The 20,660-nt window shown below is 57.1% G+C and carries 19 protein-coding genes and 1 riboswitch; of the genes, 7 read left to right on the top strand and 12 right to left on the bottom strand.

Translation table 11 applies throughout. The features are described from left to right. Nucleotides 1-46: 46 nt before the first annotated feature. Both thiD and thiM read right to left on the bottom strand, forming a co-directional pair. The gene (gene thiD / locus GNG29_RS15130; RefSeq protein WP_156654883.1) at nt 47-847 is read right to left on the bottom strand and encodes a bifunctional hydroxymethylpyrimidine kinase/phosphomethylpyrimidine kinase; all 801 of its coding nucleotides are present in this window, start codon (nt 845-847) and stop codon (nt 47-49) included. Then, complete coding sequence (thiM, locus tag GNG29_RS15135; RefSeq protein WP_103180256.1) at nt 844-1,614, bottom strand: hydroxyethylthiazole kinase; 771 nt, start codon at nt 1,612-1,614, stop codon at nt 844-846. Before thiM ends, thiD begins: the two co-directional genes overlap by 4 nt. Before the next feature lie 35 nt (nt 1,615-1,649). Beyond that, a riboswitch (TPP riboswitch) is annotated at nt 1,650-1,746 on the bottom strand. Nucleotides 1,747-2,079: 333 nt separating this feature from the next. Here thiM and GNG29_RS15140 point away from each other — a divergent pair. The 3 genes from GNG29_RS15140 to GNG29_RS15150 all read left to right on the top strand — a co-directional run bounded on the left by GNG29_RS15140 (nt 2,080) and on the right by GNG29_RS15150 (nt 5,651). Further along, entirely contained in the window at nt 2,080-2,541 is a 462-nt protein-coding gene (locus tag GNG29_RS15140; RefSeq protein ID WP_103180263.1) for a hypothetical protein, read from the top strand. A 242-nt stretch (nt 2,542-2,783) separates the two neighbouring features. Then, nucleotides 2,784-4,166 carry a diaminobutyrate--2-oxoglutarate transaminase gene (locus GNG29_RS15145; protein WP_156654884.1) on the top strand — a complete coding sequence of 461 codons (1,383 nt, stop codon included), beginning with the start codon at nt 2,784-2,786 and terminating at the stop codon, nt 4,164-4,166. A gap of 18 nt (nt 4,167-4,184) precedes the next feature. Further along, complete coding sequence (locus tag GNG29_RS15150) at nt 4,185-5,651, top strand: aspartate aminotransferase family protein (protein WP_103180267.1); 1,467 nt, start codon at nt 4,185-4,187, stop codon at nt 5,649-5,651. A 42-nt stretch (nt 5,652-5,693) separates the two neighbouring features. On the opposite strand, the gene GNG29_RS15155 is transcribed toward GNG29_RS15150, so the two are convergent. The 3 genes from GNG29_RS15155 to GNG29_RS15165 are packed head-to-tail and all read right to left on the bottom strand — an operon-like array spanning nt 5,694 to nt 9,480. After that, nucleotides 5,694-7,895: a polysaccharide biosynthesis tyrosine autokinase gene (locus GNG29_RS15155; RefSeq protein WP_156654885.1), complete on the bottom strand. Its 2,202-nt coding sequence runs from the start codon at nt 7,893-7,895 to the stop codon at nt 5,694-5,696. Continuing rightward, nucleotides 7,877-8,341 carry a protein tyrosine phosphatase gene (locus tag GNG29_RS15160; RefSeq protein WP_103180270.1) on the bottom strand — a complete coding sequence of 155 codons (465 nt, stop codon included), beginning with the start codon at nt 8,339-8,341 and terminating at the stop codon, nt 7,877-7,879. Before GNG29_RS15160 ends, GNG29_RS15155 begins: the two co-directional genes overlap by 19 nt. Next, on the bottom strand, nt 8,341-9,480 hold the full coding sequence (locus tag GNG29_RS15165; protein WP_156654886.1) for a polysaccharide export protein: 1,140 nt from the start codon (nt 9,478-9,480) through the stop codon (nt 8,341-8,343). Before GNG29_RS15165 ends, GNG29_RS15160 begins: the two co-directional genes overlap by 1 nt. A 498-nt stretch (nt 9,481-9,978) precedes the next feature. Here GNG29_RS15165 and GNG29_RS15170 point away from each other — a divergent pair, with 498 nt between their 5' ends. After that, nucleotides 9,979-10,311 carry an RcnB family protein gene (locus GNG29_RS15170; RefSeq protein ID WP_103180272.1) on the top strand — a complete coding sequence of 111 codons (333 nt, stop codon included), beginning with the start codon at nt 9,979-9,981 and terminating at the stop codon, nt 10,309-10,311. An 81-nt stretch (nt 10,312-10,392) separates the two neighbouring features. On the opposite strand, the gene apbC is transcribed toward GNG29_RS15170, so the two are convergent. Continuing rightward, complete coding sequence (gene apbC / locus GNG29_RS15175; protein ID WP_103180274.1) at nt 10,393-11,502, bottom strand: iron-sulfur cluster carrier protein ApbC; 1,110 nt, start codon at nt 11,500-11,502, stop codon at nt 10,393-10,395. Nucleotides 11,503-11,667: 165 nt separating this feature from the next. Here apbC and metG point away from each other — a divergent pair, with 165 nt between their 5' ends. Continuing rightward, nucleotides 11,668-13,701 carry a methionine--tRNA ligase gene (gene metG / locus GNG29_RS15180; RefSeq protein ID WP_156654887.1) on the top strand — a complete coding sequence of 678 codons (2,034 nt, stop codon included), beginning with the start codon at nt 11,668-11,670 and terminating at the stop codon, nt 13,699-13,701. 105 nt (nt 13,702-13,806) lie between these two features. Here the strand turns inward: metG and GNG29_RS15185 are convergent, their stop codons facing one another. The 3 genes from GNG29_RS15185 to GNG29_RS15195 are packed head-to-tail and all read right to left on the bottom strand — an operon-like array spanning nt 13,807 to nt 16,725. Next, nucleotides 13,807-14,277, bottom strand: a complete 471-nt coding sequence (locus tag GNG29_RS15185; RefSeq protein ID WP_103180277.1) for a DUF1456 family protein — start codon at nt 14,275-14,277, stop codon at nt 13,807-13,809. Nucleotides 14,278-14,323: 46 nt separating this feature from the next. Then, nucleotides 14,324-15,043 (bottom strand): two-component system response regulator BtsR, encoded by a 720-nt coding sequence (gene btsR, locus GNG29_RS15190; RefSeq protein ID WP_103180279.1) that lies wholly within the window; start codon nt 15,041-15,043, stop codon nt 14,324-14,326. Then, nucleotides 15,037-16,725 (bottom strand): sensor histidine kinase, encoded by a 1,689-nt coding sequence (locus tag GNG29_RS15195; protein WP_103180281.1) that lies wholly within the window; start codon nt 16,723-16,725, stop codon nt 15,037-15,039. The genes btsR and GNG29_RS15195 overlap by 7 nt, the downstream gene beginning before the upstream one ends. A gap of 219 nt (nt 16,726-16,944) precedes the next feature. Here GNG29_RS15195 and mlrA point away from each other — a divergent pair, with 219 nt between their 5' ends. Together mlrA and GNG29_RS15205 are read left to right on the top strand one after the other, a co-directional pair. Next, nucleotides 16,945-17,679: an HTH-type transcriptional regulator MlrA gene (gene mlrA / locus GNG29_RS15200; RefSeq protein ID WP_103180283.1), complete on the top strand. Its 735-nt coding sequence runs from the start codon at nt 16,945-16,947 to the stop codon at nt 17,677-17,679. 59 nt (nt 17,680-17,738) lie between these two features. Further along, nucleotides 17,739-17,852: a protein YohO gene (locus tag GNG29_RS15205; RefSeq protein ID WP_072036698.1), complete on the top strand. Its 114-nt coding sequence runs from the start codon at nt 17,739-17,741 to the stop codon at nt 17,850-17,852. Here the strand turns inward: GNG29_RS15205 and GNG29_RS15210 are convergent. From GNG29_RS15210 to GNG29_RS15220, 3 genes are read right to left on the bottom strand one after another with little or no spacing between them, the layout of a single operon-like run. Then, complete coding sequence (locus GNG29_RS15210; protein ID WP_103180284.1) at nt 17,827-18,564, bottom strand: ABC transporter permease; 738 nt, start codon at nt 18,562-18,564, stop codon at nt 17,827-17,829. The genes GNG29_RS15205 and GNG29_RS15210 overlap by 26 nt on opposite strands. Next, complete coding sequence (locus GNG29_RS15215; RefSeq protein ID WP_103180286.1) at nt 18,561-19,496, bottom strand: ABC transporter ATP-binding protein; 936 nt, start codon at nt 19,494-19,496, stop codon at nt 18,561-18,563. The genes GNG29_RS15210 and GNG29_RS15215 overlap by 4 nt, the downstream gene beginning before the upstream one ends. Beyond that, a complete protein-coding gene (locus tag GNG29_RS15220; RefSeq protein ID WP_103180288.1) occupies nt 19,489-20,646 on the bottom strand; it encodes an ABC transporter permease in 1,158 nt (385 codons plus the stop codon). The genes GNG29_RS15215 and GNG29_RS15220 overlap by 8 nt, the downstream gene beginning before the upstream one ends. Between the last annotated feature and the right edge of the window lie 14 nt (nt 20,647-20,660).

Genomic DNA, 20,660 nt, shown 5'->3' on the forward strand with positions numbered 1-20,660 from the left:
AGCCTGGTCTGTGGGTGGCGAATTTTCCAGCGATAGGCGTTAACCTTCACCACCAGGCATGGAAATGGTGGACCGGACCAATGCCCTGCCCCACTTCCAGCGTGTCCGCCTCTGCCAGCGCGCAGGAGAGCCAGGCTTTGGCCTCGCGCACCGTATCCGCCCAGCTATCATGCCGCGGGCGCAGCGCAGCCAGCGCGGCCGAGAGCGTACAGCCGGTGCCGTGGGTATTTTTAGTATTGATGCGCGGGGCGGCAAAACGCAGGGTTCCATCCCGGGTGAACAGCCAGTCGGGGCTTTCAGGATCGTCCAGATGCCCGCCCTTCATCAGCACCGCTTCACACCCCATCGCCAGCAGGGCATCGCCCTGGGCTTTCATCTCCTGCTCATTGCGGGCATGGGGCGCATCCAGCAACGCCGCGGCTTCGGGTAAGTTAGGGGTAATGAGCGCCACCTGCGGCAGCAGTTTCTTACGCAGCGTATCGACGGCGGAAGGTGAAAGGAGCGGATCGCCACTTTTCGCCAGCATCACCGTATCCAGTACCACGTTCTTCACCTGATGACGCAGGAGCTGCTCCGCGACGGCCTCGACGATATCGGCCTCCGCCAGCATGCCAATTTTGGTGGTGTCGATGCGTACATCGCTGAACACCGACTCCAGCTGCGCCGCTACAAAATCAGGCTCAATGCGATAGACCGACTGCACCCCACGGGTATTCTGGGCTACCAGGGCGGTGATCACCGAGCAGCCGTATGCGCCGAGCGCGGAGAAGGTTTTCAGGTCAGCCTGGATGCCAGCGCCGCCGCTGGGGTCGGTACCGGCAATGGTCAGGGCATTAATGCGTTTCATCGCTGTGCCCCCAGTGCCCACAGGGCATCAAGGAACGTTGCCGCAAAACTGCCCGGCCCGCGGCTTTGAGCAGCCGCAAGGGTACCGGCCCGTTTCATCCAGCCACAGGCCGCCGCGATGTTATCCAGCCGGTCGCCCGGCAGCGAACAGCTGGCCGCCACCACCGCCGATAGCGCACAGCCGGTGCCCACCACCCGGGTCATCATCGGGTCGCCCCCCGTCAGGGTCTGGGTGCGCAGTCCGTCAGTGACGTAATCCACCTCCCCCGTCACCACCACAATCGCATTGGTTTGCCGCGCCAGAGCCTGGGCAGCGGGCAGCGCGCTGGCCGCCGTGTCGGTGGTGTCCACCCCGCGCCCGCCCGCGCTCATCCCGGCGAGCGCGAGAATTTCCGAGGCATTGCCACGAATGGCCGCCGGTTTCAGGGTGAGAATTTGCTGGCAAAAACGGGTGCGGTACGCCAGCGCGCCAACGGCTACCGGATCGAGCGTCCAGGGCTTGTCCGCCGCCACCGCGCTTTCAATGGCCCGGCGCATCGCCTGGGCGCGGGGCGCGGTTAACGTCCCGACGTTAATCAGTAAGGCATCAGCAATCGCAGAGAATTGTTCCGCCTCTTCGGCTTCAATCACCATCGCCGGTGATGCACCAAGGGCCAGCAGGACATTGGCGGTAAAGGTCTGCACCACGTCGTTGGTCATGCAGTGGGTCAGCGGAGAACGGGTTCGGAAATGGTGTAAGGCGTGTAGATTAAGCAGGTCAGGCTGCATGGTATCGCTCCTGCCTTGCGCGAAGAAGCGATAGCCCGGAGGGCATCTGACTTCCCTACGCTGGCATTATCCAGATCAGGTGGTACGGGTATTTCTCAGCCTTCACGTGGAAGGGCACCCCGAGTCAAATTACATACTGTAATGGAGGCAGCGTAGAGGATGCGTGTGGCAATAGCAAGATCCTTTCTGGCCCCTCTTTACTACATTCCCGTCACCACCCGGCTTACATCTGCAAAACCATTTTCTGACCTCCGGATAACCTTCAGCCAGGATAACTCTCAAGTTTTTAGCTATTCGTGCTAAATGTGATCTCCGTCAACCTGATAACGCATCTCTTCCGCGATAGTCATCCCGAGCCATCGCTGCGTTTCTATTATAGACGCACGCAAAGAATGGCCAGACCAACAATAATGAACTTATCAACCCCGGGGAATATCGGTTCCTCAACTTATTTAAGGTTAATGTATGAAAAAGATTCTGTTAGTCGGGATAGTGGCTACGCTTCTTGCGGGCTGCGTCTCAGAAGAGCAGCGCTTGGCGCAGTGTCAGGCCAAAGGCGTAAGCCGCGACGCCTGCTACGTTGCCGACCAGAACCGTCAGGCCGCCATCAATGCCGCGGCGGAAAAACAGGCCCTCGAGAATGCGCATGAAGCCGTACAACACGGTCAGGCGGCACACGTTGCCGACCCGCTGCGTGAAGCGTCATTTAGCGCCAACGGTATCAAAGCCAGCATCAATAACGGCTTTACCCAGGCGACCATCAACGGCAAAAAAGCCACGGTGAAACGCTTTAATGCTAACTTCTACGAAGTCAGAGGCGCAGGTTACGTCCTGTCGATCTCACTGGATGCGGACGGCGTGACCGATGCCTCGTGGAATAAAACCCATGGGCGCGACAACGGCATTCTGAACGTCGTTCAAAAGTAGTCCAAAAGTATTCTAAAACGCCCCTCTTTTTTTCACGAAGCGCCCCCCACAAAACCTCAGCTACCATGCGGGGTTACGCCTTACGCGCGTTGATTCAACGCGCGTTACAAAACGATAAACAATTAACCATTGAGCCCCGGGCAAAAAGGCTCTATATTGGCCGCGTTTTTTGAGGCCCTTCTCATTTTTTTCATTAATTATTCAATCGGAGCCACGTGCTGAGCTGCGGTTGTAGGAGTGATATGATGACGGATAAAGTCCGTATTGATACTTTGAATGCTTCTTCTTTCAAAACCAACGAAACCTATCTGGCCCGTCAGGCCGAAATGGAATCCAATGTCAGGAGTTATCCGCGCAAACTGCCTTTAGCTATTACGAAGGCGGAAGGGGTGTGGATCACCGATGCGGATAATAAAGAGTATCTTGATTGCCTGGCCGGTGCGGGAACGCTGGCGCTGGGTCATAACCATCCTGATGTGCTGAAAAGCATTCAAAGTGTCATTACCAGCGGCTTGCCGTTACATACCCTGGATCTGACTACGCCGTTAAAAGACGCGTTCTCAGAATACCTGCTCTCCTTGCTGCCAGGTCAGGGTAAAGAGTACTGCCTGCAGTTTACCGGCCCATCCGGTGCAGACGCCGTTGAAGCCGCGCTGAAGCTGGCGAAAAAAGTAACTGGCCGCAGCGGCATTATCAGCTTCTCCGGTGCTTATCACGGCATGACCCACGGCGCACTGTCTGTAACCGGCAACCTCTCTCCGAAAGAAGCGGTTGACGGCATGATGCCTGAAGTCCAGTTCATGCCTTACCCACACCAGTACCGCTGCCCGCTGGGTATCGGTGGTGAAGCGGGCGTGAAAGCGCTGACCTACTACTTCGAAAACCTGATCAACGACGTGGAAAGCGGCGTGCGTAAACCTGCTGCCGTGATTCTGGAAGCGGTCCAGGGCGAAGGCGGTGTGAACCCGGCGCCGGTTGAATGGCTGCAGCGCATCCGTAAAGTGACTGAAGAGCACGGCATTCTGCTGATCCTCGACGAAGTTCAGGCTGGCTTTGCCCGTACCGGTAAATTCTTCGCCTTCGAACACGCAGGTATTCAGCCAGACATCGTGGTGATGTCCAAAGCTGTAGGCGGCGGTCTGCCGCTGGCCGTTCTGGGTATCAAAAAGCAGTTCGATGCCTGGTCTCCGGGTCACCATACCGGTACTTTCCGTGGCAACCAGCTGGCGATGGCTACTGGCCTCACCACCCTGCAGATCCTCAAAGAGCAGAACATCGCTGATAAAGTTGCCGCCCAGGGCGAGTGGCTGAAAGCGAAGCTGGTTGAGCTGCAGAAACGCTATCCGGTTATCGGTCACGTGCGCGGTCTGGGCATGATGATCGGCATCGAGATCGTTAAACCGCACGAAGCTGCCGACCATATGGGCTGCTTCCCGGGCGACGGCGAGCTCGCTGCGCTGATCCAGAAGAAGTGCTTCGAAGCGGGCCTGATTCTGGAGCGTGGCGGCCGTAACGGTAACGTTGTGCGTCTGCTGCCTTCCCTGCTGATCAGCGATCAGGAGCTGAATGTGTTCCTGGACAAATTTGAGCAGGCGCTGCTTGCTGCGGGCGTTCGCCCAGTTTAACCGGAGACAATGGATAGAATGTCAGATTTAAACCCGATTTTGTCGTCCTCGGCGCAAAGCATCGAAGCCTACCAGCAGGCGATCGAGCAGAGCACCCAGGCGGTCATGCAGTGGCTGAAACAGCCGGAAATGTACCAGGGTAAAACGGTCGCCGAACTGCGCGAGCGTATCAACCTGGAATTCAGTCCGGAAGGGCTGGGCAACGAAACTGCTATCGAGCGTGCCGTTGAATATTTCCTGAAAGACAGCCTGGCGGTGCATCATCCGCAGTGTGTGGCGCATCTGCACTGCCCGAGCCTGGTGGTAAGCCAGGCGGCGGAAGTAATGATCAACGCCACTAACCAGAGCATGGACTCCTGGGATCAGAGCCCGTCCGCGACCATTATCGAGATAAAACTGATCGAGTGGCTGCGTACCCGCCTGGGTTACCAGGCGGGCGACGCTGGGGTCTTCACCAGCGGCGGCACCCAGAGCAACATGATGGGTCTGATGCTGGCGCGCGATGCCTTCTTTGCGCGTCAGGGCCACTCCGTCCAGCAGGATGGTCTGGTGGGCGATCTGCGTAAGATCCGTGTGCTCTGCTCCGAGAGCGCGCACTTCTCTGTGCAGAAGAACATGGCGCTGATGGGCCTCGGCTACCAGTCCGTTATCCAGGTAAAAACTGACGAATGTTCGCGCATGGATCTTAACGATCTGGCCGCGAAAATTGAGCAGTGCAATGCCAACGGCGAACAGATTCTGGCGATCGTTGCCACCGCAGGAACCACCGATGCGGGTGCTATCGATCCGCTGCGTGCGATTGCAGAGCTGGCGGCGAAGCAGAATATCTGGGTTCACGTCGATGCGGCATGGGGCGGCGCGCTGCTGATGTCCGAGAAGTATCGCGATTACCTCGACGGTATCGAGCTGGTGGATTCCGTTACTCTGGACTTCCACAAGCAGTTCTTCCAGACCATCAGCTGCGGGGCGTTCCTGCTGAAAGAGGCGCGTCACTATGAGCTGATGCGCTATCAGGCGGCGTACCTGAACTCTGAGTTCGACGAAGAGGCTGGCGTACCAAACCTGGTGTCCAAATCCCTGCAGACCACCCGTCGCTTTGACGCGCTGAAGCTGTGGATGAGCCTGGAAGCGCTGGGCGAGAAGAAATACGCTGAGATCATCGATCACGGTGTCACCATGGCCCAACAGGTTGCGGCGTATGTCACTGAGCAGCCGCGACTGGAACTGGTCATGCCGCCGCAGCTGGCGAGCGTTCTGTTCCGTTTCCGTCCGGAGCATCAGCTGGATGACGCGGCCATCGCGTTGCTCAACCAGAAGATTGGCGATGCCCTGCTGGAATCAGGCCGCGCTAACGTGGGTGTTACCGAGCATAACGGTGTCACCTGCCTGAAGCTGACCCTGCTGAACCCAATTGTGACCCTGGAGGATGTTAAAGTCCTGCTGTCACTGGTGGAACGCACGGCGAACGAGCTGCTGGCTAAGTAAGTTGTCCCACCCGGCAGCGTTCGCTGCCGGGTCTCTCTTTCGTTATCTCGCTTTACTCTTCTCGTTTTCGTGCTGTCCGGCAGAATAACCATAAGCATTGTAACCGGAAGCATAATAGCTGGCCGCCGATTTCACGACGTCGTTCAGAATTGCCCCTTTGATGTTGACCCCCATCTGCTGTAAACGGTGCTGGCTGACCTCCATCTCGCGAACGCTGGTCACGTTAAACCGGGCTACCAGCAGGGTAGAGCCAGCGATCCGACCTACCAGCGCAGCATCGGTGACCGCCAGAACCGGCGGAGCGTCGACAATCACTATGTCGTACTGTTCGCTGGCCCAGGTCATGAATTCACCAAAACGATCGTGCGTTAGCAGCTCTGAAGGATTAGGCGGATACTGCCCGCAGGTCACGACATCAAACTGTCCGCTGGTGTAAGTCTGAATCGCCGCCTGGAAGGTCACTTTACCTGACAGTACATCCGACAAACCGGCATCATTGCGTAACCCAAAGATGTTATGCACGTAGCCTTTACGCATATCAGCATCAATAAACAGCACCCGTTTATCAACCTGCGTCACCAGCGCCGCCAGTGAGGTACTGACCAGTGTTTTATCGCAGTCCTGAGTCGGGCCGCTGAACATGAGAATATTATTTACGGCATCCATCATCGCGAAGTGCAGGCTGGTGCGTAATCCGCGCACGGCTTCGACAAAATTATCCAGCGGCCTGTCGACGGGCAAGAATGGCACATCTTTGATTTTATGCCGCCTGGAGCAGTGGAAGAAATAGCGGTTGCCCACCCGGGTTTTGCTGTGCAGCCAGACCGAATGGGGCAAGGTGGCATAAACGTTAATACCCTCTTTTTCAAGTTGTTCCGGTGCGTTAATGCCGCGTCGTAACGCTGCTTTTGCCAGCACGCCAGCGGCAGAGATAAAGAATCCGAACAGGGTCATAAAAGCGACAATTAACGCCTTGCGCGGCTTGATAGGCCCAGGGTTTGTGGCTGCCGAGTCGATAATGCGCGCATTGCCAATCGTGCTGGAGCGGGAGATATTGAGCTCCTGCTGACGGGTCAGAAGCTGAAGATAAACCGCCCGATTGGTATCCACGTCGCGGCTAAGGCGCAAAACCTGCTGCTGCGTAGACGGCATCGTCTCAACACGTTTGTTCAGTCGTTCACGTTCGCTCTCTAAAGTCTGCCGCTTTTCACGCAGCGCCCGATAGGTGGGGTGGTCTTTTTTAAAGTGCTGAGAGACCTCCGCCTCGCGGAAAGTAAGCTCATTCAGCTGATTGTCAACGTTAACAATCTGTTCCAGCACTGACTTGGCTTCCAGGGTTAAATCCACCGAGTCCCGCTGTTTACGATAGGTATTGAGACGCTCCTCGGCCTGCTCCAGCTCTTGCCGCACCAGCGGCAGCTGGCGTTGCAGAAAGACGAGGCTCTGTGAATCCTGTGCGGCCTGGCGGGCAATATTCTGCTGCAGATAATTGTGCATGATATGATTGAGCGTGTTTTTAATCTGCACAGGATCGTGGCCTGTCAGACTCAGCATCAGGATCCCGCTCTCTTTGCCCTGCTCTGTCACGCTAAACTGACGGCTCAGGGCATTTATCACTTCCAGTGGGCCACGTTGCCGAACCCGGAATTGCGTGCCAGGCGGTGCTGACAATTCACGAACGGTAATGCTCACCCCGCCATGCTGCAATGGTCTACCTACCGTGCCGTGCGCGCTGATACCCTCTCCTTCCAGCAGAAAACGGCCTTTAACTTCAGCGGTCAAGGTCAAAATAATCGGCTCGCCCGCGGTTTCGGGAAGCGTCAGATTATCCAGAATCAATGTGCCGTCGGGTTGACCAGTCAGCTTCGCCCATGCTTTGCCTATCAGCGGCAGGCGAACCTGAGTGATTTCATCGCGTAAGCGCAGCGCTTCCACCGTTTCACCCAGGATCATTCGCGATTTTAGTATTTGAATTTCGGCGCTGGAATCTGGTGAAAGCGCCGGTGTCAGCTGATTTAAGGTTTTGAGAATACTGTTCTGCTGCTTATTTTCTATTTGCACCATCGCATCGGCAAGATAGACCGGTGATGCAAAGAGTGCGTATAACGTTCCGAAGAGCGCAAAAATTAGCGTAATGCCGAGAATAGCCACGCGATGATCGATTAACTCTCCCAGAAGACGTGCCAGATCAAGCTCATGTTGGCTATCAGCCTGACCCTGAGTATTTACAATGTTCGACGACATGTACGTAATCCCTTAACGGTAAGTCGGTTGGCCCATTCCTGGCTTGCTTCGCCAAGCAGGCGAAAAACATATTCAAAAGCTTCCATGCTTTTGCCGTACGGATCGGGTATCTCCTGTTCCCTCAGCCATTGCCCAAACAGCAAGGCTTTGCCACGCACCTCAGGGGCGATAAGCGAGATCCGGTTTATTTGATCTGACTCCATGGCAAGAAGCAGATCGTATTCCCGCATCATTGCTATCGTCAGCGGCCGTGCAACATGATCCGCCAGCGACAGGCCATGCCTGGCAGCAATTTTTTGCGCATAGCGATCCGCCGGGTACCCGGCAAGCGCGCGGATACCTGCGGATGCGATGGTTAACGAGGGGAGCTGTTGCTGTAACAGCCGCTCGCCAATCGGGGAACGGCAAACATTTCCCGTACAAATCACCAGAATGGATCGGATCATTATTCAGGCCACGATTTAATGAAGCGCACTGTTTCGGTCAGATCATGCACGCCGCTGATCGTCGGCACCAGCTGCGTCAATACCCGGTTCCAGCGTGAGACAGGCGCGGTGGTGACATAGACGATATCGTAGGGCTGGAGCTGAAATTCTGTGCCAAGCACCATCGCAGACGCATCGCGGGCATCGAGTTGATAGATACGCGCGATTTTGCCGTCCTGACTGTTGTTGCCGTTGGAGCGAATGACGAAGATACCGGTCGCATCGGCCATGCTTTGGTTCAGGCCACCCGCGTTCGCCAGGGCTTCTGCCAGCGTCATGCCGCTGCGATCCATCTTGAGGGTGCTCTGTTTCACCACTTCACCCATGACAAAAACTTTCAAGGCATCATTGCGTGGTACAAACAGAATATCCCCCGGCCACAGCAACCTGTTTTGCGTCAGGTCCCCGTGCTGCATCAGGGCATAGAGTGAGATCCGGGTGTCCTTACCCTTGTGCGTCAGTACCACATTTCGCCAGTCCGCGTCCGGGGAGAGGCCACCCGCCGCATTGATCGCATCCATAATGGTCAGCGGAATATTGGTAATTGGCTGCTGCCCTGACTTTACCACTTCGCCAGTAACGTAGGCTTTTTGCGAACGAAACGCCGCGATACTGACGTCAACCTGCGGGCTTTCAATCACTCTGTCCAGGCGGGCGGTGATCTCTTCGCGCACCTGGGCGAGCGTTTTTCCGGCCACGTGCAGTTTACCGACGTAAGGATAAAAGAGCGTTCCGTCTGCGCCGACCCAGTTTCCGGTGTCGCTTGCGCTACGGTACTGCCCGGCAGGGGTTGTAAGTTCAGGGTGATCCCAGACGGTGATCATCAGCACATCTCCGGGGCCGATACGGTACTCCCAGTGCTTTAATTGCTCATCCAGATTCGGATTTGCCTGAGATTTCACCTGGCTTGTGCGAAGCTGTTCAATCACGGAGGGCGTTAATGGCCAGACATCCATTTTTTTATTTAAATCATATGGATTGTCAGTAACCGCAATATTATTTTTCCCGGAAGTATTTATATGCTGGCCAGGCGTAATGGTGCAGCCTGTCAATAATAGCGCGCAAATAAAACTTACACTGGTGCGGAGTGGTATTGTCATTAATAAGAGGTGCTCTATTATATTCCGTTAAATGCCCACGCATTTCCCTGTAGCTCTCATTAAATTTGCTACATTATTAAATTTAAAAATATTAACTATAGTCAGAGAGTTACAAAAAATAACCTAATAAAAAAACACTGGCCGTACTGGAGATTGTCTGTTGATATCTTTTAAAAAAAGCAAATCAAAAACAGCACAAATTAATCAAACGGCATCATAAACATTCCACAGAAAAAATAACATAGCACGTTGACGACTATTATGTCTGAAGGCAGTGATTTAAGAATTTATAAAAAGAAAGATAAACACTATAAATCTAAATCAGGAAATAAATTCACAATGTAAATATTTAAAGCTGATGCGATTAGCGGGGGGATGTGTTGATTTGTTACATTTTTTACACCCTTAGCCAACCGGCAAAACATAAAATAGACTATCTGTTGCTCAGCCACGAAACGGCAGAACAAGAGTAATGGCCACGGTAAATCTGGAGATAAAATGACTAAAGGTAAAATTCTACTTCTGGGCGTATTGATGTCACTGGCGAGCGCAGCATTTGCTGCCCCACAAGCCGCAGCGGCCCCCTCTGGCATCCAGGCCTATGAGGAACAGGAGTTTGTAGCCGATTTTACGAAATACAAGATTGGTGATTTCGCCCCGGCGCAGTACCTGACACCTGAGTACACCATCAAGCAGTATAAGCTGCGTAACCTGCCTGAACCGGATGCGGGGACCCACTGGACTTACATGGGCGAGAACTACGTACTGGTGGGTGATACGGACGGTAAGATCTACAAAGCGTATAACGGCGATATCTTCTACCACCGTTAATCGCTTAATGCGCCAGGTGGCGCTTCGCTTACCTGGCCTGAGGTGTAGGCCCGCGCAAGCAAAGCGCCACCCGGCAAAGGCTTACACCGCGCGGAACGCGATGTCGCCCGGGATCACCTCACCCTGCCAGTAAAGCTGTGCGGCAACGCGATCTGCCAGCTGACGATACATCTCAGCGAACTCACTTTCAGGGCGGTTGACGACGGTCGGCTTGCCGCTATCCAGATCTTCACGCAGCGTAATGTGCAGCGGCATCTGTCCCAGCAGCTGGGTATGATACTGCGCAGCCAGTTTTTCTGCCCCGCCGGTGCCGAAGATGGCTTCATGATGACCACAGTTGCTGCAAATATGCATGCTCATGTTTTCAACGACACCCAGCACCGGCACCTCAACCTTCTCGAACATCACAATGCCTTTTTTGGCATCAATCAGCGCGATGTCCTGCGGAGTGGTGACGACCACCGCGCCGGTCACCGGGATGTTCTGCGCCAGGGTCAGCTGAATGTCACCGGTGCCAGGCGGCATATCGAGCACCAGATAATCGAGATCCGGCCACATTGTCTCCTGCAACATCTGCATCAGCGCCTTGCTGGCCATCGGCCCGCGCCACACCATGGCGTTGTCGTCGGTAACCAGATAGCCAATGGAGTTGGTCGCCAGACCGTAAGCCATAATCGGCGCCATATGGGTGCCATCCGGCGAGGTCGGGCGCTGATTTTCCGCGCCCAGCATGTTAGGAATTGACGGGCCATAGATATCGGCATCCAGAATACCGACCTTCGCCCCTTCAGCGGCCAGCGCCAGCGCCAGGTTCACGGCGGTGGAGGATTTCCCTACCCCGCCCTTGCCGGAACTGATCGCAATGATATTTTTCACGCCATTGATACCCGGATGGTTCTTCACCCGTTTCAGCGTGGCGATGGTATGGGTTAATTTCCAGTCGATGGCTTTCGCCCCGGTGATGCGCAGCAGCTCGGCGCTGGTTTGTTCTTTCAGCGTCTCGAATGCATGGCTCCAGACGAAAGGCATATGCAGTTCGACATGCAGGGTATCATCCAGCCACGCCACGTGATGTAACGCTTTCAGCGTGGTGAGATTGTGCTTCAGGGTGGGGTGCTGAAAATTAGCCAGCGTCCCGGCAACCATTGCGCGCAAGGCTTCCGGTGATTTGGCCTGGGATTGAGAACTCATCCCGACTCCTTTGTAGTTGTTCTGAAAAAGAGATGTAATTACCAAGTTTACCCCAGAGGTAACAATTATTCATTTATGGATTAATGCCCTTATCACTTGGCGTAGTTATTCCCTTTCGGGTAACATCAAAAACCCTTTTTACAGCTAAAAGAAGTAATACCTACTATGACTCAAGTCGCGAAAAAAATTCTGGTGACGTGCGCTCTGCCGTACGCTAACGGCTCAATCCACCTCGGCCACATGCTGGAGCATATCCAGGCTGATGTCTGGGTCCGTTACCAGCGAATGCGCGGCCACGAGGTAAACTTCATCTGTGCAGACGACGCGCACGGCACGCCAATCATGCTGAAAGCGCAGCAGCTGGGTATCTCCCCGGAGCAGATGATTGCCGAAATGAGTCAGGAGCATCAGACCGATTTTGCTGGCTTCGACATCAGCTATGACAACTATCACTCCACGCACAGCGACGAAAACCGCGAGCTGTCGGAGCTGATCTACACCCGTCTGAAAGAGAACGGTTTTATCAAAAACCGCACTATTTCTCAGCTCTACGATCCGGAAAAAGGCATGTTCCTGCCGGACCGTTTCGTGAAAGGCACCTGCCCGAAATGTAAGTCGCCGGACCAGTATGGCGATAACTGCGAAGTGTGCGGCGCGACCTACAGCCCAACCGAGCTGATTGAGCCGAAGTCCGTGGTATCCGGCGCGACCCCAGAGATGCGTGACTCCGAACACTTCTTCTTCGACCTGCCTTCGTTCAGCGAAATGCTGCAGGCGTGGACCCGCAGCGGCGCGCTGCAGGAGCAGGTGGCGAACAAGATGCAGGAGTGGTTTGAATCCGGCCTGCAGCAGTGGGATATCTCCCGCGATGCACCCTACTTCGGCTTCGAAATCCCGAACGCGCCGGGCAAATACTTCTACGTCTGGCTGGATGCGCCTATCGGCTACATGGGCTCCTTCAAGAACCTGTGCGACAAGCGCGGCGATACCGTAAGCTTCGACGAATACTGGAAAAAAGATTCCACGGCCGAGCTCTATCACTTCATCGGCAAAGACATCGTTTACTTCCACAGCCTGTTCTGGCCAGCCATGCTGGAAGGCAGCGGTTTCCGCAAGCCGACCAACCTGTTTGTCCACGGCTATGTCACCGTGAACGGCGCGAAGATGTCCAAATCGCGCGGCACCTTCATTAAAGCCAGCACCTGGCTGAACCACTTTGATGCCGACAGCCTGCGCTACTACTACGCGGCGAAGCTTTCGTCCCGTATCGACGATATCGACCTGAACCTGGAAGATTTCGTGCAGCGCGTCAATGCCGATATCGTGAACAAAGTGGTCAACCTGGCCTCCCGTAACGCCGGCTTTATCGCCAAGCGTTTCGACGGCGTGATGGCGGCGGAACTGGCCGATCCTGAGCTGTACAAAACCTTCACCGACGCGGCTGCCGTGATTGGCGAAGCGTGGGAGAGCCGCGAGTTTGGTAAAGCGGTGCGTGAAATCATGGCCCTGGCCGACCTGGCGAACCGCTACGTTGACGAGCAGGCACCGTGGGTAGTTGCCAAACAGGAAGGCCGCGACGCTGACCTGCAGGCGATCTGCTCCATGGGTATCAACCTGTTCCGCGTGCTGATGTCTTACCTCAAGCCGGTTCTGCCGCAGCTGGCCGCGCGTACCGAAGCGTTCCTGAACACCAAACTGAGCTGGGACAGCATCAATCAGCCGCTGCTCGGCCATAAGCTGAACGCCTTCAAGGCGCTCTACAACCGCATCGAGATGAAGCAGGTTGAAGCCCTGGTTGAAGCCTCGAAAGAAGAGGTGAAAGCCGCCGCCGCACCGGTAACCGGCCCGCTGGCGGACGATCCGATTCAGGAAACCATCACCTTTGACGATTTCGCGAAGGTCGATCTGCGCGTGGCGCTGATCGAAAACGCGGAATTTGTGGAGGGCTCCGATAAGCTGCTGCGCCTGACCCTCGATCTGGGCGGCGAGAAGCGCAACGTCTTCTCCGGCATCCGTTCCGCCTACCCGGACCCGCAGGCGCTGATTGGTCGCCACACGGTGATGGTGGCGAACCTTGCGCCGCGCAAAATGCGCTTCGGCATCTCTGAGGGGATGGTGATGGCCGCAGGTCCTGGCGGGAAAGATATTTTCCTGTTAAGCCCGGACAGCGGTGCGCTGCCTGGTCACCAGGTGAAATAAATAAAAAAGCCGGAGATAATCTCCGGCTTTTTTTATGCCTTTTTGCCGGGTGGCGGCTTCGCCTTACCCGGCCTCCATAACCCGTAGGCCCGCCGCCGGGCAACATTACGGCTTCGCGGCATGCACCCGGTTGGTGAGCCCACGCAGGAAGTAGCGCAGGAATTGATCCCCACACTCGCGGTAGTTTTTATGGTCCGGCGCGCGCATCATGGCGGTGATTTCCGGCATTGAGACGCGGAACTTTTGCTCGCTCATGATGGCCAGAATATCGTCGGTTTTCAGTGAAAAGGCGATGCGCAGCTTCTTCAGCACCGTGTTGTTGTTTACACGACGCTCCAGCGACAGCTCAGGCGCAGATTCATCTTTGCCACGCTTGTGGTAGATCAGGCCGTTCAGAAAACCGGAGAGGATGATGTCCGGGCAGCGAACAAACCCCTCCTCGTCCTCTTTGGTCATCCAGGTGTCGAACCCGGCCGAGGTGGATTCCATGTCGGCAAGCGCAAGAATGCGCACCATGTCGTTGTTATTGGCTTTCAGGGTGTAGCGCAGGCTACGAAGAATATCATTACTGAGCATAGAGCCTTCGAGTGTCGATGATGCAATGGCGCGCAGTGTAGCAGTTTTACAGCCCTATCGCCTCTTTCAAACTTTTCAGGTAGCGACGGCTGACCGGCACCGTCTGTCCGGCGCGCAGCACCAGTTCCGCCTGACCGTTCTCTTCAAGGCGGATCTCTTTCAGATGCGCCATGTTCACCAGGTACTGTCGATGGCAGCGCAGCAGCGGCGTGCGGCTCTCCAGAGTACGCAGCGTCAGCTCGGTAAAGCCCTCTTTGCCTTCGTGGCTGGTGACAAACACCCCGCTCATCCGGCTGCTGACAAAAGCCACGTCCTCCATCTGCAGCAGATAGATCCGGCTGTGGCCGGTACAGGGGATAAACTTCAGCGGCTGCTGGTGTTCCGCCAGCAGCGATACGTCCTGCACGTTGCGCTCCTGGCGCAGGCGGTTAAGCGTTTTTTCCAGCCGCGGCTCTTCGATGGGTTTCAGCAGATAGTCAAAGGCGTGCTCTTCGAACGCTTTTACCGCGTATTCATCAAAGGCGGTGAGAAAGACAATGTAGGGTCGATGTTCCGGGTCGAGCATGCCCACCATCTCCAGGCCGCTGATGCGCGGCATCTGGATATCCAAAAACAGCACGTCGGGACGCAGCTTGTGCACGGCGCTAATGGCTTCAATGGCGTTAGCGCACTCGCCGACAATCTCAATATCGCTGTGCTCCTGCAGCAAAAATCGCAGGTTTTCTCGCGCTAACGGCTCGTCATCGACAATCAGCACATTCAACATGCGTGTTCCTCCAGAGGCAGTCGTAAGGTTATACGGGTAAAGCTGTCGGGCTCACAGGTGACGGTAATGCCGCAATCTTCGCCAAAATGGGCGCGCAGACGCTTGTCCACCAGCCCCATTCCCAGGCCTCCCCCCTCTTTTGCACCGCTATAGAGCCCGGCATTGTCTTCAATATCCAGCACCAGATAGCGGTTAAAGCGGCTGGCGGTGATGGCGATCTCGCCGGTGCCCAGCAGCTGGGAGGTGCCATGCTTGATGGCGTTTTCCACAATCGGCTGCAGGGTAAAGGCTGGCAGCTGCTGCCAGGCCAGCTCATCCGGCACCGACAGCGTCACCTGCAGGCGCGACTGGAACCGGGCCTGCTCGATTTGCAGATAGGCATTCACATGCTCAATTTCATCCGCAAGGGTGACAATTTCCGAGGGCCGCTTCAGGTTCTTACGGAAAAAGGTCGAGAGAAACTGCACCAGCTGCGTTGCCTGATCGCTGTCCCGACGGATCACTGCCTTCAGGGTATTGAGGGCGTTAAACAGAAAATGCGGGTTCACCTGAGCGTGCAGGAGCTTGATCTCCGACTGGGTGAGCAACGCCTTCTGCCGCTCATACTGCCCGGCGAGGATCTGGGCCGAGAGCAGCTGGGCGATCCCCTCTCCTAATGTTCGGTTGATGGAGCTGAACAGACGGTTTTTCGCTTCATACAGCTTGATGGTCCCCATCACCCGCTGGTTTTCACCGCGCAGGGGGATCACCAGCGTCGAGCCCAGCTTGCATTGCGGATGCAGCGAGCAGCGGTACGGCACTTCGTTACCGTCGGCGTAGACTACCTCACCAGTCTCGATGGCGCGAAGCGTATAAGCGGACGAAATCGGTCTGCCTGGCAGGTGATGGTCATCGCCGGTGCCGGTAAAAGCCAGCAGCTTTTCGCGATCGGTAATGGCGACCGCGCTGATATCCAGCTCCTGGTGCAGCACCTGCGCCACCTTCATGCTGTTCTCTTCGTTAAAGCCCTGACGCAGGATCCCCTCCGTCGAGGCCGCGACCTTCAGCGCCGTTGCCGAAAAGGCCGAGGTGTACTTTTCAAACATGGCCCGCTTATCAAGCAGGATGCGCATGAACAGCGCGGCGCCTACGGTGTTGGTGACCATCATCGGCGCGGCAATGCTGCCCACCAGATGCAGGGCATCCTCGAAGGGACGGGCGATCAGCAAAATGATCAGCATCTGTACCAGCTCGGCCACCAGGGTTATCGCGCCTGCAGTAAGGGGACTGAAGACTTTATCCGGGCGACCGCGACGGATCATCACGCTGTGGACGAGGCCGCCAAGCAGCCCTTCGACAATGGTCGAAATCATACAGCTCAGCGCCGTCATGCCGCCCATTGAGTAGCGGTGCAGTCCCCCGGTCAGCCCCACCAGTCCGCCGACAACCGGGCCGCCGAGCAGGCCGCCCATCACCGCGCCGATCGCACGGGTGTTGGCAATGGAGTCTTCGATATGCAGGCCCAGATAGGTGCCGAGAATGCAGAAGATAGAGAAGGTGACGTAGCAGAGCAGCTTGTGCGGCAGACGAACGGTGACCTGCATCAGGGGGATGAACAGGCGTGTTTTACTCATCAACCACGCGATGACCAGAAACACACACATCTGCTGAAGCAGCAGCAACACCAGATTAAATTCGTACATACCCACAAACCGCAAATTCTTAAAGCGCGTAACATACACCGAAGCGCAATAACTTTCTTTGCAGTCAAAGAACGAAAATGTGTTTTCGTGTGAGCCATCACACCTTTAGCCGAACATAATCTGATATTCGCATTTTTTTTGGGAAAAAAGAGCGAAACTTCCTGGTTCAGCATTCTCCGTCTACAGTTAATCTGGGCATGCGCAAGCCGGAGGGAAAACATGGCGCTCTACACGATAGGAGAAGTGGCACTCCTGTGTGATATCAATCCTGTGACGTTACGGGCATGGCAGCGACGTTACGGATTACTGAAACCGCAGCGAACCGACGGTGGCCACCGGCTGTTTACGGATGCGGATATCGACCGGATCCGTGAGATCAAAGGCTGGATCGATAATGGCGTCCAGGTCGGGAAGGTTAAAACGCTATTGAGCCCGGAAGGTCAGAAGGAGCAGGACATCTGGCGCGAACAACAGGAGGTGCTGCTGCGTTATCTGCAATGCGGCCATCTGCACCGTCTGCGTATATGGATCAAGGAACGAGGCAGTGAATACCCTGCGCAAACCCTTATTACCCAACTGTTCATCCCGTTACGAAGGCGTCTGCAATCGCAGCAGCCCACGCTCCAGGCACTGCTGAGCGCGCTGGACGGCGTACTTATCAACTATATCTGTATTTATCTTGCTACGGCGCGAAAGAAGAACAGCAAAGATGCGCTGGTAGTCGGCTGGAACGTGCACGACACGACTCGCCTGTGGTTTGAAGCGTGGATTGCCGCCCAGCAGGGCTGGCGCGTCGACGTGCTGGCGCATTCGCTGGCTCAGCTGCGCCCGGAGCTGTTCGACGGACAGACGCTGCTGGTCTGGTGCGGAGAATCACCGACGGCGGCGCAGGAGCAGCAGCTCACCCAGTGGCAGGCGCACGGCTATCCCGTCTTCCCGCTGAAAGGCAATTAATGGTTCATTAACACCCGCGCTTCACCGTATAATCGCCCTGTTAACATCAGGAGCACATTATGAAGGCAACCAAAGTCGCGGTTATCACCCTCTTCTTTCTCATGGCCGTCAGCGGTATTGGGGGCGTGATGCTGGCAGGTTATTCGTTTATTGTCCGTGGCGGTGTTGGCTGAGGCTTCGTGCCAGCCGTTCGAAGGCGCGATCGACCACAATCGCCACCAGCGCCACCAGCAGCGCACCCTGGATAATATAGGCGGTATTAAAGCCACTTAAGCCGATAATAATCGGCGTCCCCAGCGTGTTTGCCCCTACCGTTGAGGCAATGGCTGCGGTACCGATATTCACAATCACCGAGGTGCGGATCCCCGCCAGCATCACCGGCGCGGCCAGCGGCAGCTCGACGTTGCGCAGGCGCTGCCAGCCACTCATCCCCATCCCTTCGGCTACGCTGATGGCCGCCGCGGGCACTGCCGCCAGCCCCGCCAGCGTCGCCTGTAAAATCGGCAGCACCCCATAGAGGATCAGCGCGATAATCGCCGGCTGTTGGCCAAAGCCCATCACCGGTACCGCAATGGCCAGTACCGCCACGGGCGGGAAGGTCTGCCCGACGGCGGCGATGGTCTCCACCAGCGGGCGAAACTCCCGGCCCGCCGGCCGCGTTACGGCAATCCCGGCGCCTGCCCCCACCACGATGGCAAAGAGGCTGGAGATGCCGACCAGCCAGAAGTGGGCGAGCGTCAGGCTAACGAAGCTCTCCTGCTGGTAGACCGGGCGCGGCAGCTCCGGGAACAGCGCGCTGAAGAGCGGCGCGCTGTAGGGCATCAGGAACAGGAGCGCCACAAACAGCGCCACCAGCCACAGAAGTGGATCGCGTAATAGCCTCACGACGCCTCCCGGGCCAGCAGATCGCGAAACCAGAGCGTGCCGCACGGCCTTTCCTGATCGTCCACCACCGGCAGACGCTCACAGCCCTGGCTGACAAATGCCGAGAGCGCATCCCGCAGGCTCATGGACGCCCGCAGCGGGCTGGACTCGCCCGAGGTGATTTCCGGGCGCATCGACTCGCCGACCGTGCGCAGCGACAGCAGGCGTACGCCCAGTTCGCTGCGGCCAAAAAACTCGCGCACAAATCCATTCGCCGGTCGGGTCAGCAGCGCCAGCGGCGTCCCCTGCTGCACTACCCTGCCGCTGTCCATCAGCACCAGGTGGTCTGCCAGCCGGAGCGCCTCGTCGATATCGTGCGTTACCAGAACAATGGTCCGCCCCAGAATGCGATGGATGCGGGTCATCTCCAGCTGCAACGCGCTACGGGTGACCGGGTCGAGGGCGCCAAAAGGTTCATCCATCAGCAGCACCTCCGGGTTAGCGGCCAGTGCCCGCGCCACACCGACCCGCTGCTGCTGCCCGCCTGAAAGCTGGTGCGGATAGCGCTCACGCAGGGCAGGATCCAGCCCCAGCAGCGCCATCAGTTCATCCACCCGGTCGTCAATCTGTTGCCGAGGCCATTTTTGCAGCTGCGGCACGGTGGCGATGTTGCGCGCCACCGTCCAGTGCGGGAAGAGACCGATGGACTGAATGGCATAACCCATCCGCCGACGCAGCTCCAGCACCGGCAGGCTGCGGATCTCCTGCCCGGCAAAGCGGATCAGACCGCTGTCATGCTCCACCAGTCGGTTGATCATCTTCAGGGTGGTCGATTTGCCCGAGCCCGAGGTGCCCACCAGCACCGTGAAGGCCCCTTCGGCAAAGGTCAGATCCAGATTGCTGACCGCGGGCTCGCCGGCAAAGGTTTTACTTACATCATCAAACTCAATCATCGGTTCTCCTTCGCAGCAGGGCGATCCACAGCGCAAACAGCGCGTCCACCACCACCGCCATCACGATGGTCGGTATAACGCCCAGCAGCACCAGATCCAGGGCGCTGCTCAGCAGCCCCTGGAACACCAGCGCGCCGAATCCTCCGGCGCCAATTAAGGCCGCTATCACCGCCATCCCCACGGTCTGCACCGCCACTACGCGCAGGCCGCGCAACAGCACCGGCAGGGCCAGCGGGAGCTGGATCTGCCAGAAACGCTGGCGGCTGTTCATCCCCATCGCGTCGGCGCTCTCCAGCACCTCGGCGGGCACCTGGCTGAGCCCCGCCAGCACCCCGCGCGCCAGCGGCAACAGGGCATAGAGCACCAGGGCGATCAGCGCGGGCGTCAGGCCGGTTCCGGCAATGCCCAGCGAAGACAGCCACGGCCAGGCGCGGGTCAGCCCGGCAAGCGGGGCAATCAGCAGGCCGAACAACGCCACGGAAGGGATGGTCTGAATGATATTCAGCACCGCAAACACTGGCCCCTGAGAGGCCGGACGGCGATAACAAAGCAGCCCCAGCGGCACGCCAATCAGCAGGGCCGGGATGAGGGTGCCCAGCAGCAGCGTGAGGTGCTGCTGCCCGGCATCGTTAAAGACATCCTGCCGGTTGGCGTACTCTTTCATCAGCGAGAGGGCGTTGAGTTCGCCGCTGAACAGCAGCAGCAACGGCAGGATCCAGATTTGCGCCTGCAGCAGCCAGCGCCAGAGCGGCGGCAGGTTAAGCCGACGAATGGCATCGCTGCAGGCGAGCAGGCAGAGCGCCAGCCAGAGCCACAGGCCGCTGCCCACGGCAGTGCGCGCCAGCGGACTTTCGCTGCTGGCAAGATGCGTGGCGGCAAGCCCCGCGCTCCAGACCAGCCCGGCGAACAGCAGCTCGCACACCACAAGCGTCGCCACCACTGCCCCGCGACCACGCATCAGTGCAAGCACGATTAACAGACCCGGCACAATAAGCAGCAGTGCAGGCGAGAACGCCCACACCTGCCAGACGGCACGCCCTTCCCCGGACACCAGCCGGTTCGGGGCAAAATTCACAAAGGGTAGCGCGGCTGCAGCCAGGGCAATGAGAGCCATCAGCAGCAGCACGCGGTTATGACATCTTATCGGCACAGCACAGTCCTGCG

This window comes from Leclercia sp. Colony189 (assembly GCF_009740165.1).
In the GTDB taxonomy this organism is placed as follows: domain Bacteria; phylum Pseudomonadota; class Gammaproteobacteria; order Enterobacterales; family Enterobacteriaceae; genus Enterobacter.

Excerpts from the sequence above, each read along its gene's own strand:
- thiD (WP_156654883.1), bottom strand. The coding sequence starts at position 847 with ATGAAACGCATTAATGCCCTGACCATTGCCGGTACCGACCCCAGCGGC.
- thiM (WP_103180256.1), bottom strand. The coding sequence starts at position 1,614 with ATGCAGCCTGACCTGCTTAATCTACACGCCTTACACCATTTCCGAACC.
- GNG29_RS15140 (WP_103180263.1), top strand. The coding sequence starts at position 2,080 with ATGAAAAAGATTCTGTTAGTCGGGATAGTGGCTACGCTTCTTGCGGGC.
- GNG29_RS15145 (WP_156654884.1), top strand. The coding sequence starts at position 2,784 with ATGATGACGGATAAAGTCCGTATTGATACTTTGAATGCTTCTTCTTTC.
- GNG29_RS15150 (WP_103180267.1), top strand. The coding sequence starts at position 4,185 with ATGTCAGATTTAAACCCGATTTTGTCGTCCTCGGCGCAAAGCATCGAA.
- GNG29_RS15155 (WP_156654885.1), bottom strand. The coding sequence starts at position 7,895 with ATGTCGTCGAACATTGTAAATACTCAGGGTCAGGCTGATAGCCAACAT.
- GNG29_RS15160 (WP_103180270.1), bottom strand. The coding sequence starts at position 8,341 with ATGATCCGATCCATTCTGGTGATTTGTACGGGAAATGTTTGCCGTTCC.
- GNG29_RS15165 (WP_156654886.1), bottom strand. The coding sequence starts at position 9,480 with ATGACAATACCACTCCGCACCAGTGTAAGTTTTATTTGCGCGCTATTA.
- GNG29_RS15170 (WP_103180272.1), top strand. The coding sequence starts at position 9,979 with ATGACTAAAGGTAAAATTCTACTTCTGGGCGTATTGATGTCACTGGCG.
- apbC (WP_103180274.1), bottom strand. The coding sequence starts at position 11,502 with ATGAGTTCTCAATCCCAGGCCAAATCACCGGAAGCCTTGCGCGCAATG.
- metG (WP_156654887.1), top strand. The coding sequence starts at position 11,668 with ATGACTCAAGTCGCGAAAAAAATTCTGGTGACGTGCGCTCTGCCGTAC.
- GNG29_RS15185 (WP_103180277.1), bottom strand. The coding sequence starts at position 14,277 with ATGCTCAGTAATGATATTCTTCGTAGCCTGCGCTACACCCTGAAAGCC.
- btsR (WP_103180279.1), bottom strand. The coding sequence starts at position 15,043 with ATGTTGAATGTGCTGATTGTCGATGACGAGCCGTTAGCGCGAGAAAAC.
- GNG29_RS15195 (WP_103180281.1), bottom strand. The coding sequence starts at position 16,725 with ATGTACGAATTTAATCTGGTGTTGCTGCTGCTTCAGCAGATGTGTGTG.
- mlrA (WP_103180283.1), top strand. The coding sequence starts at position 16,945 with ATGGCGCTCTACACGATAGGAGAAGTGGCACTCCTGTGTGATATCAAT.
- GNG29_RS15205 (WP_072036698.1), top strand. The coding sequence starts at position 17,739 with ATGAAGGCAACCAAAGTCGCGGTTATCACCCTCTTCTTTCTCATGGCC.
- GNG29_RS15215 (WP_103180286.1), bottom strand. The coding sequence starts at position 19,496 with ATGATTGAGTTTGATGATGTAAGTAAAACCTTTGCCGGCGAGCCCGCG.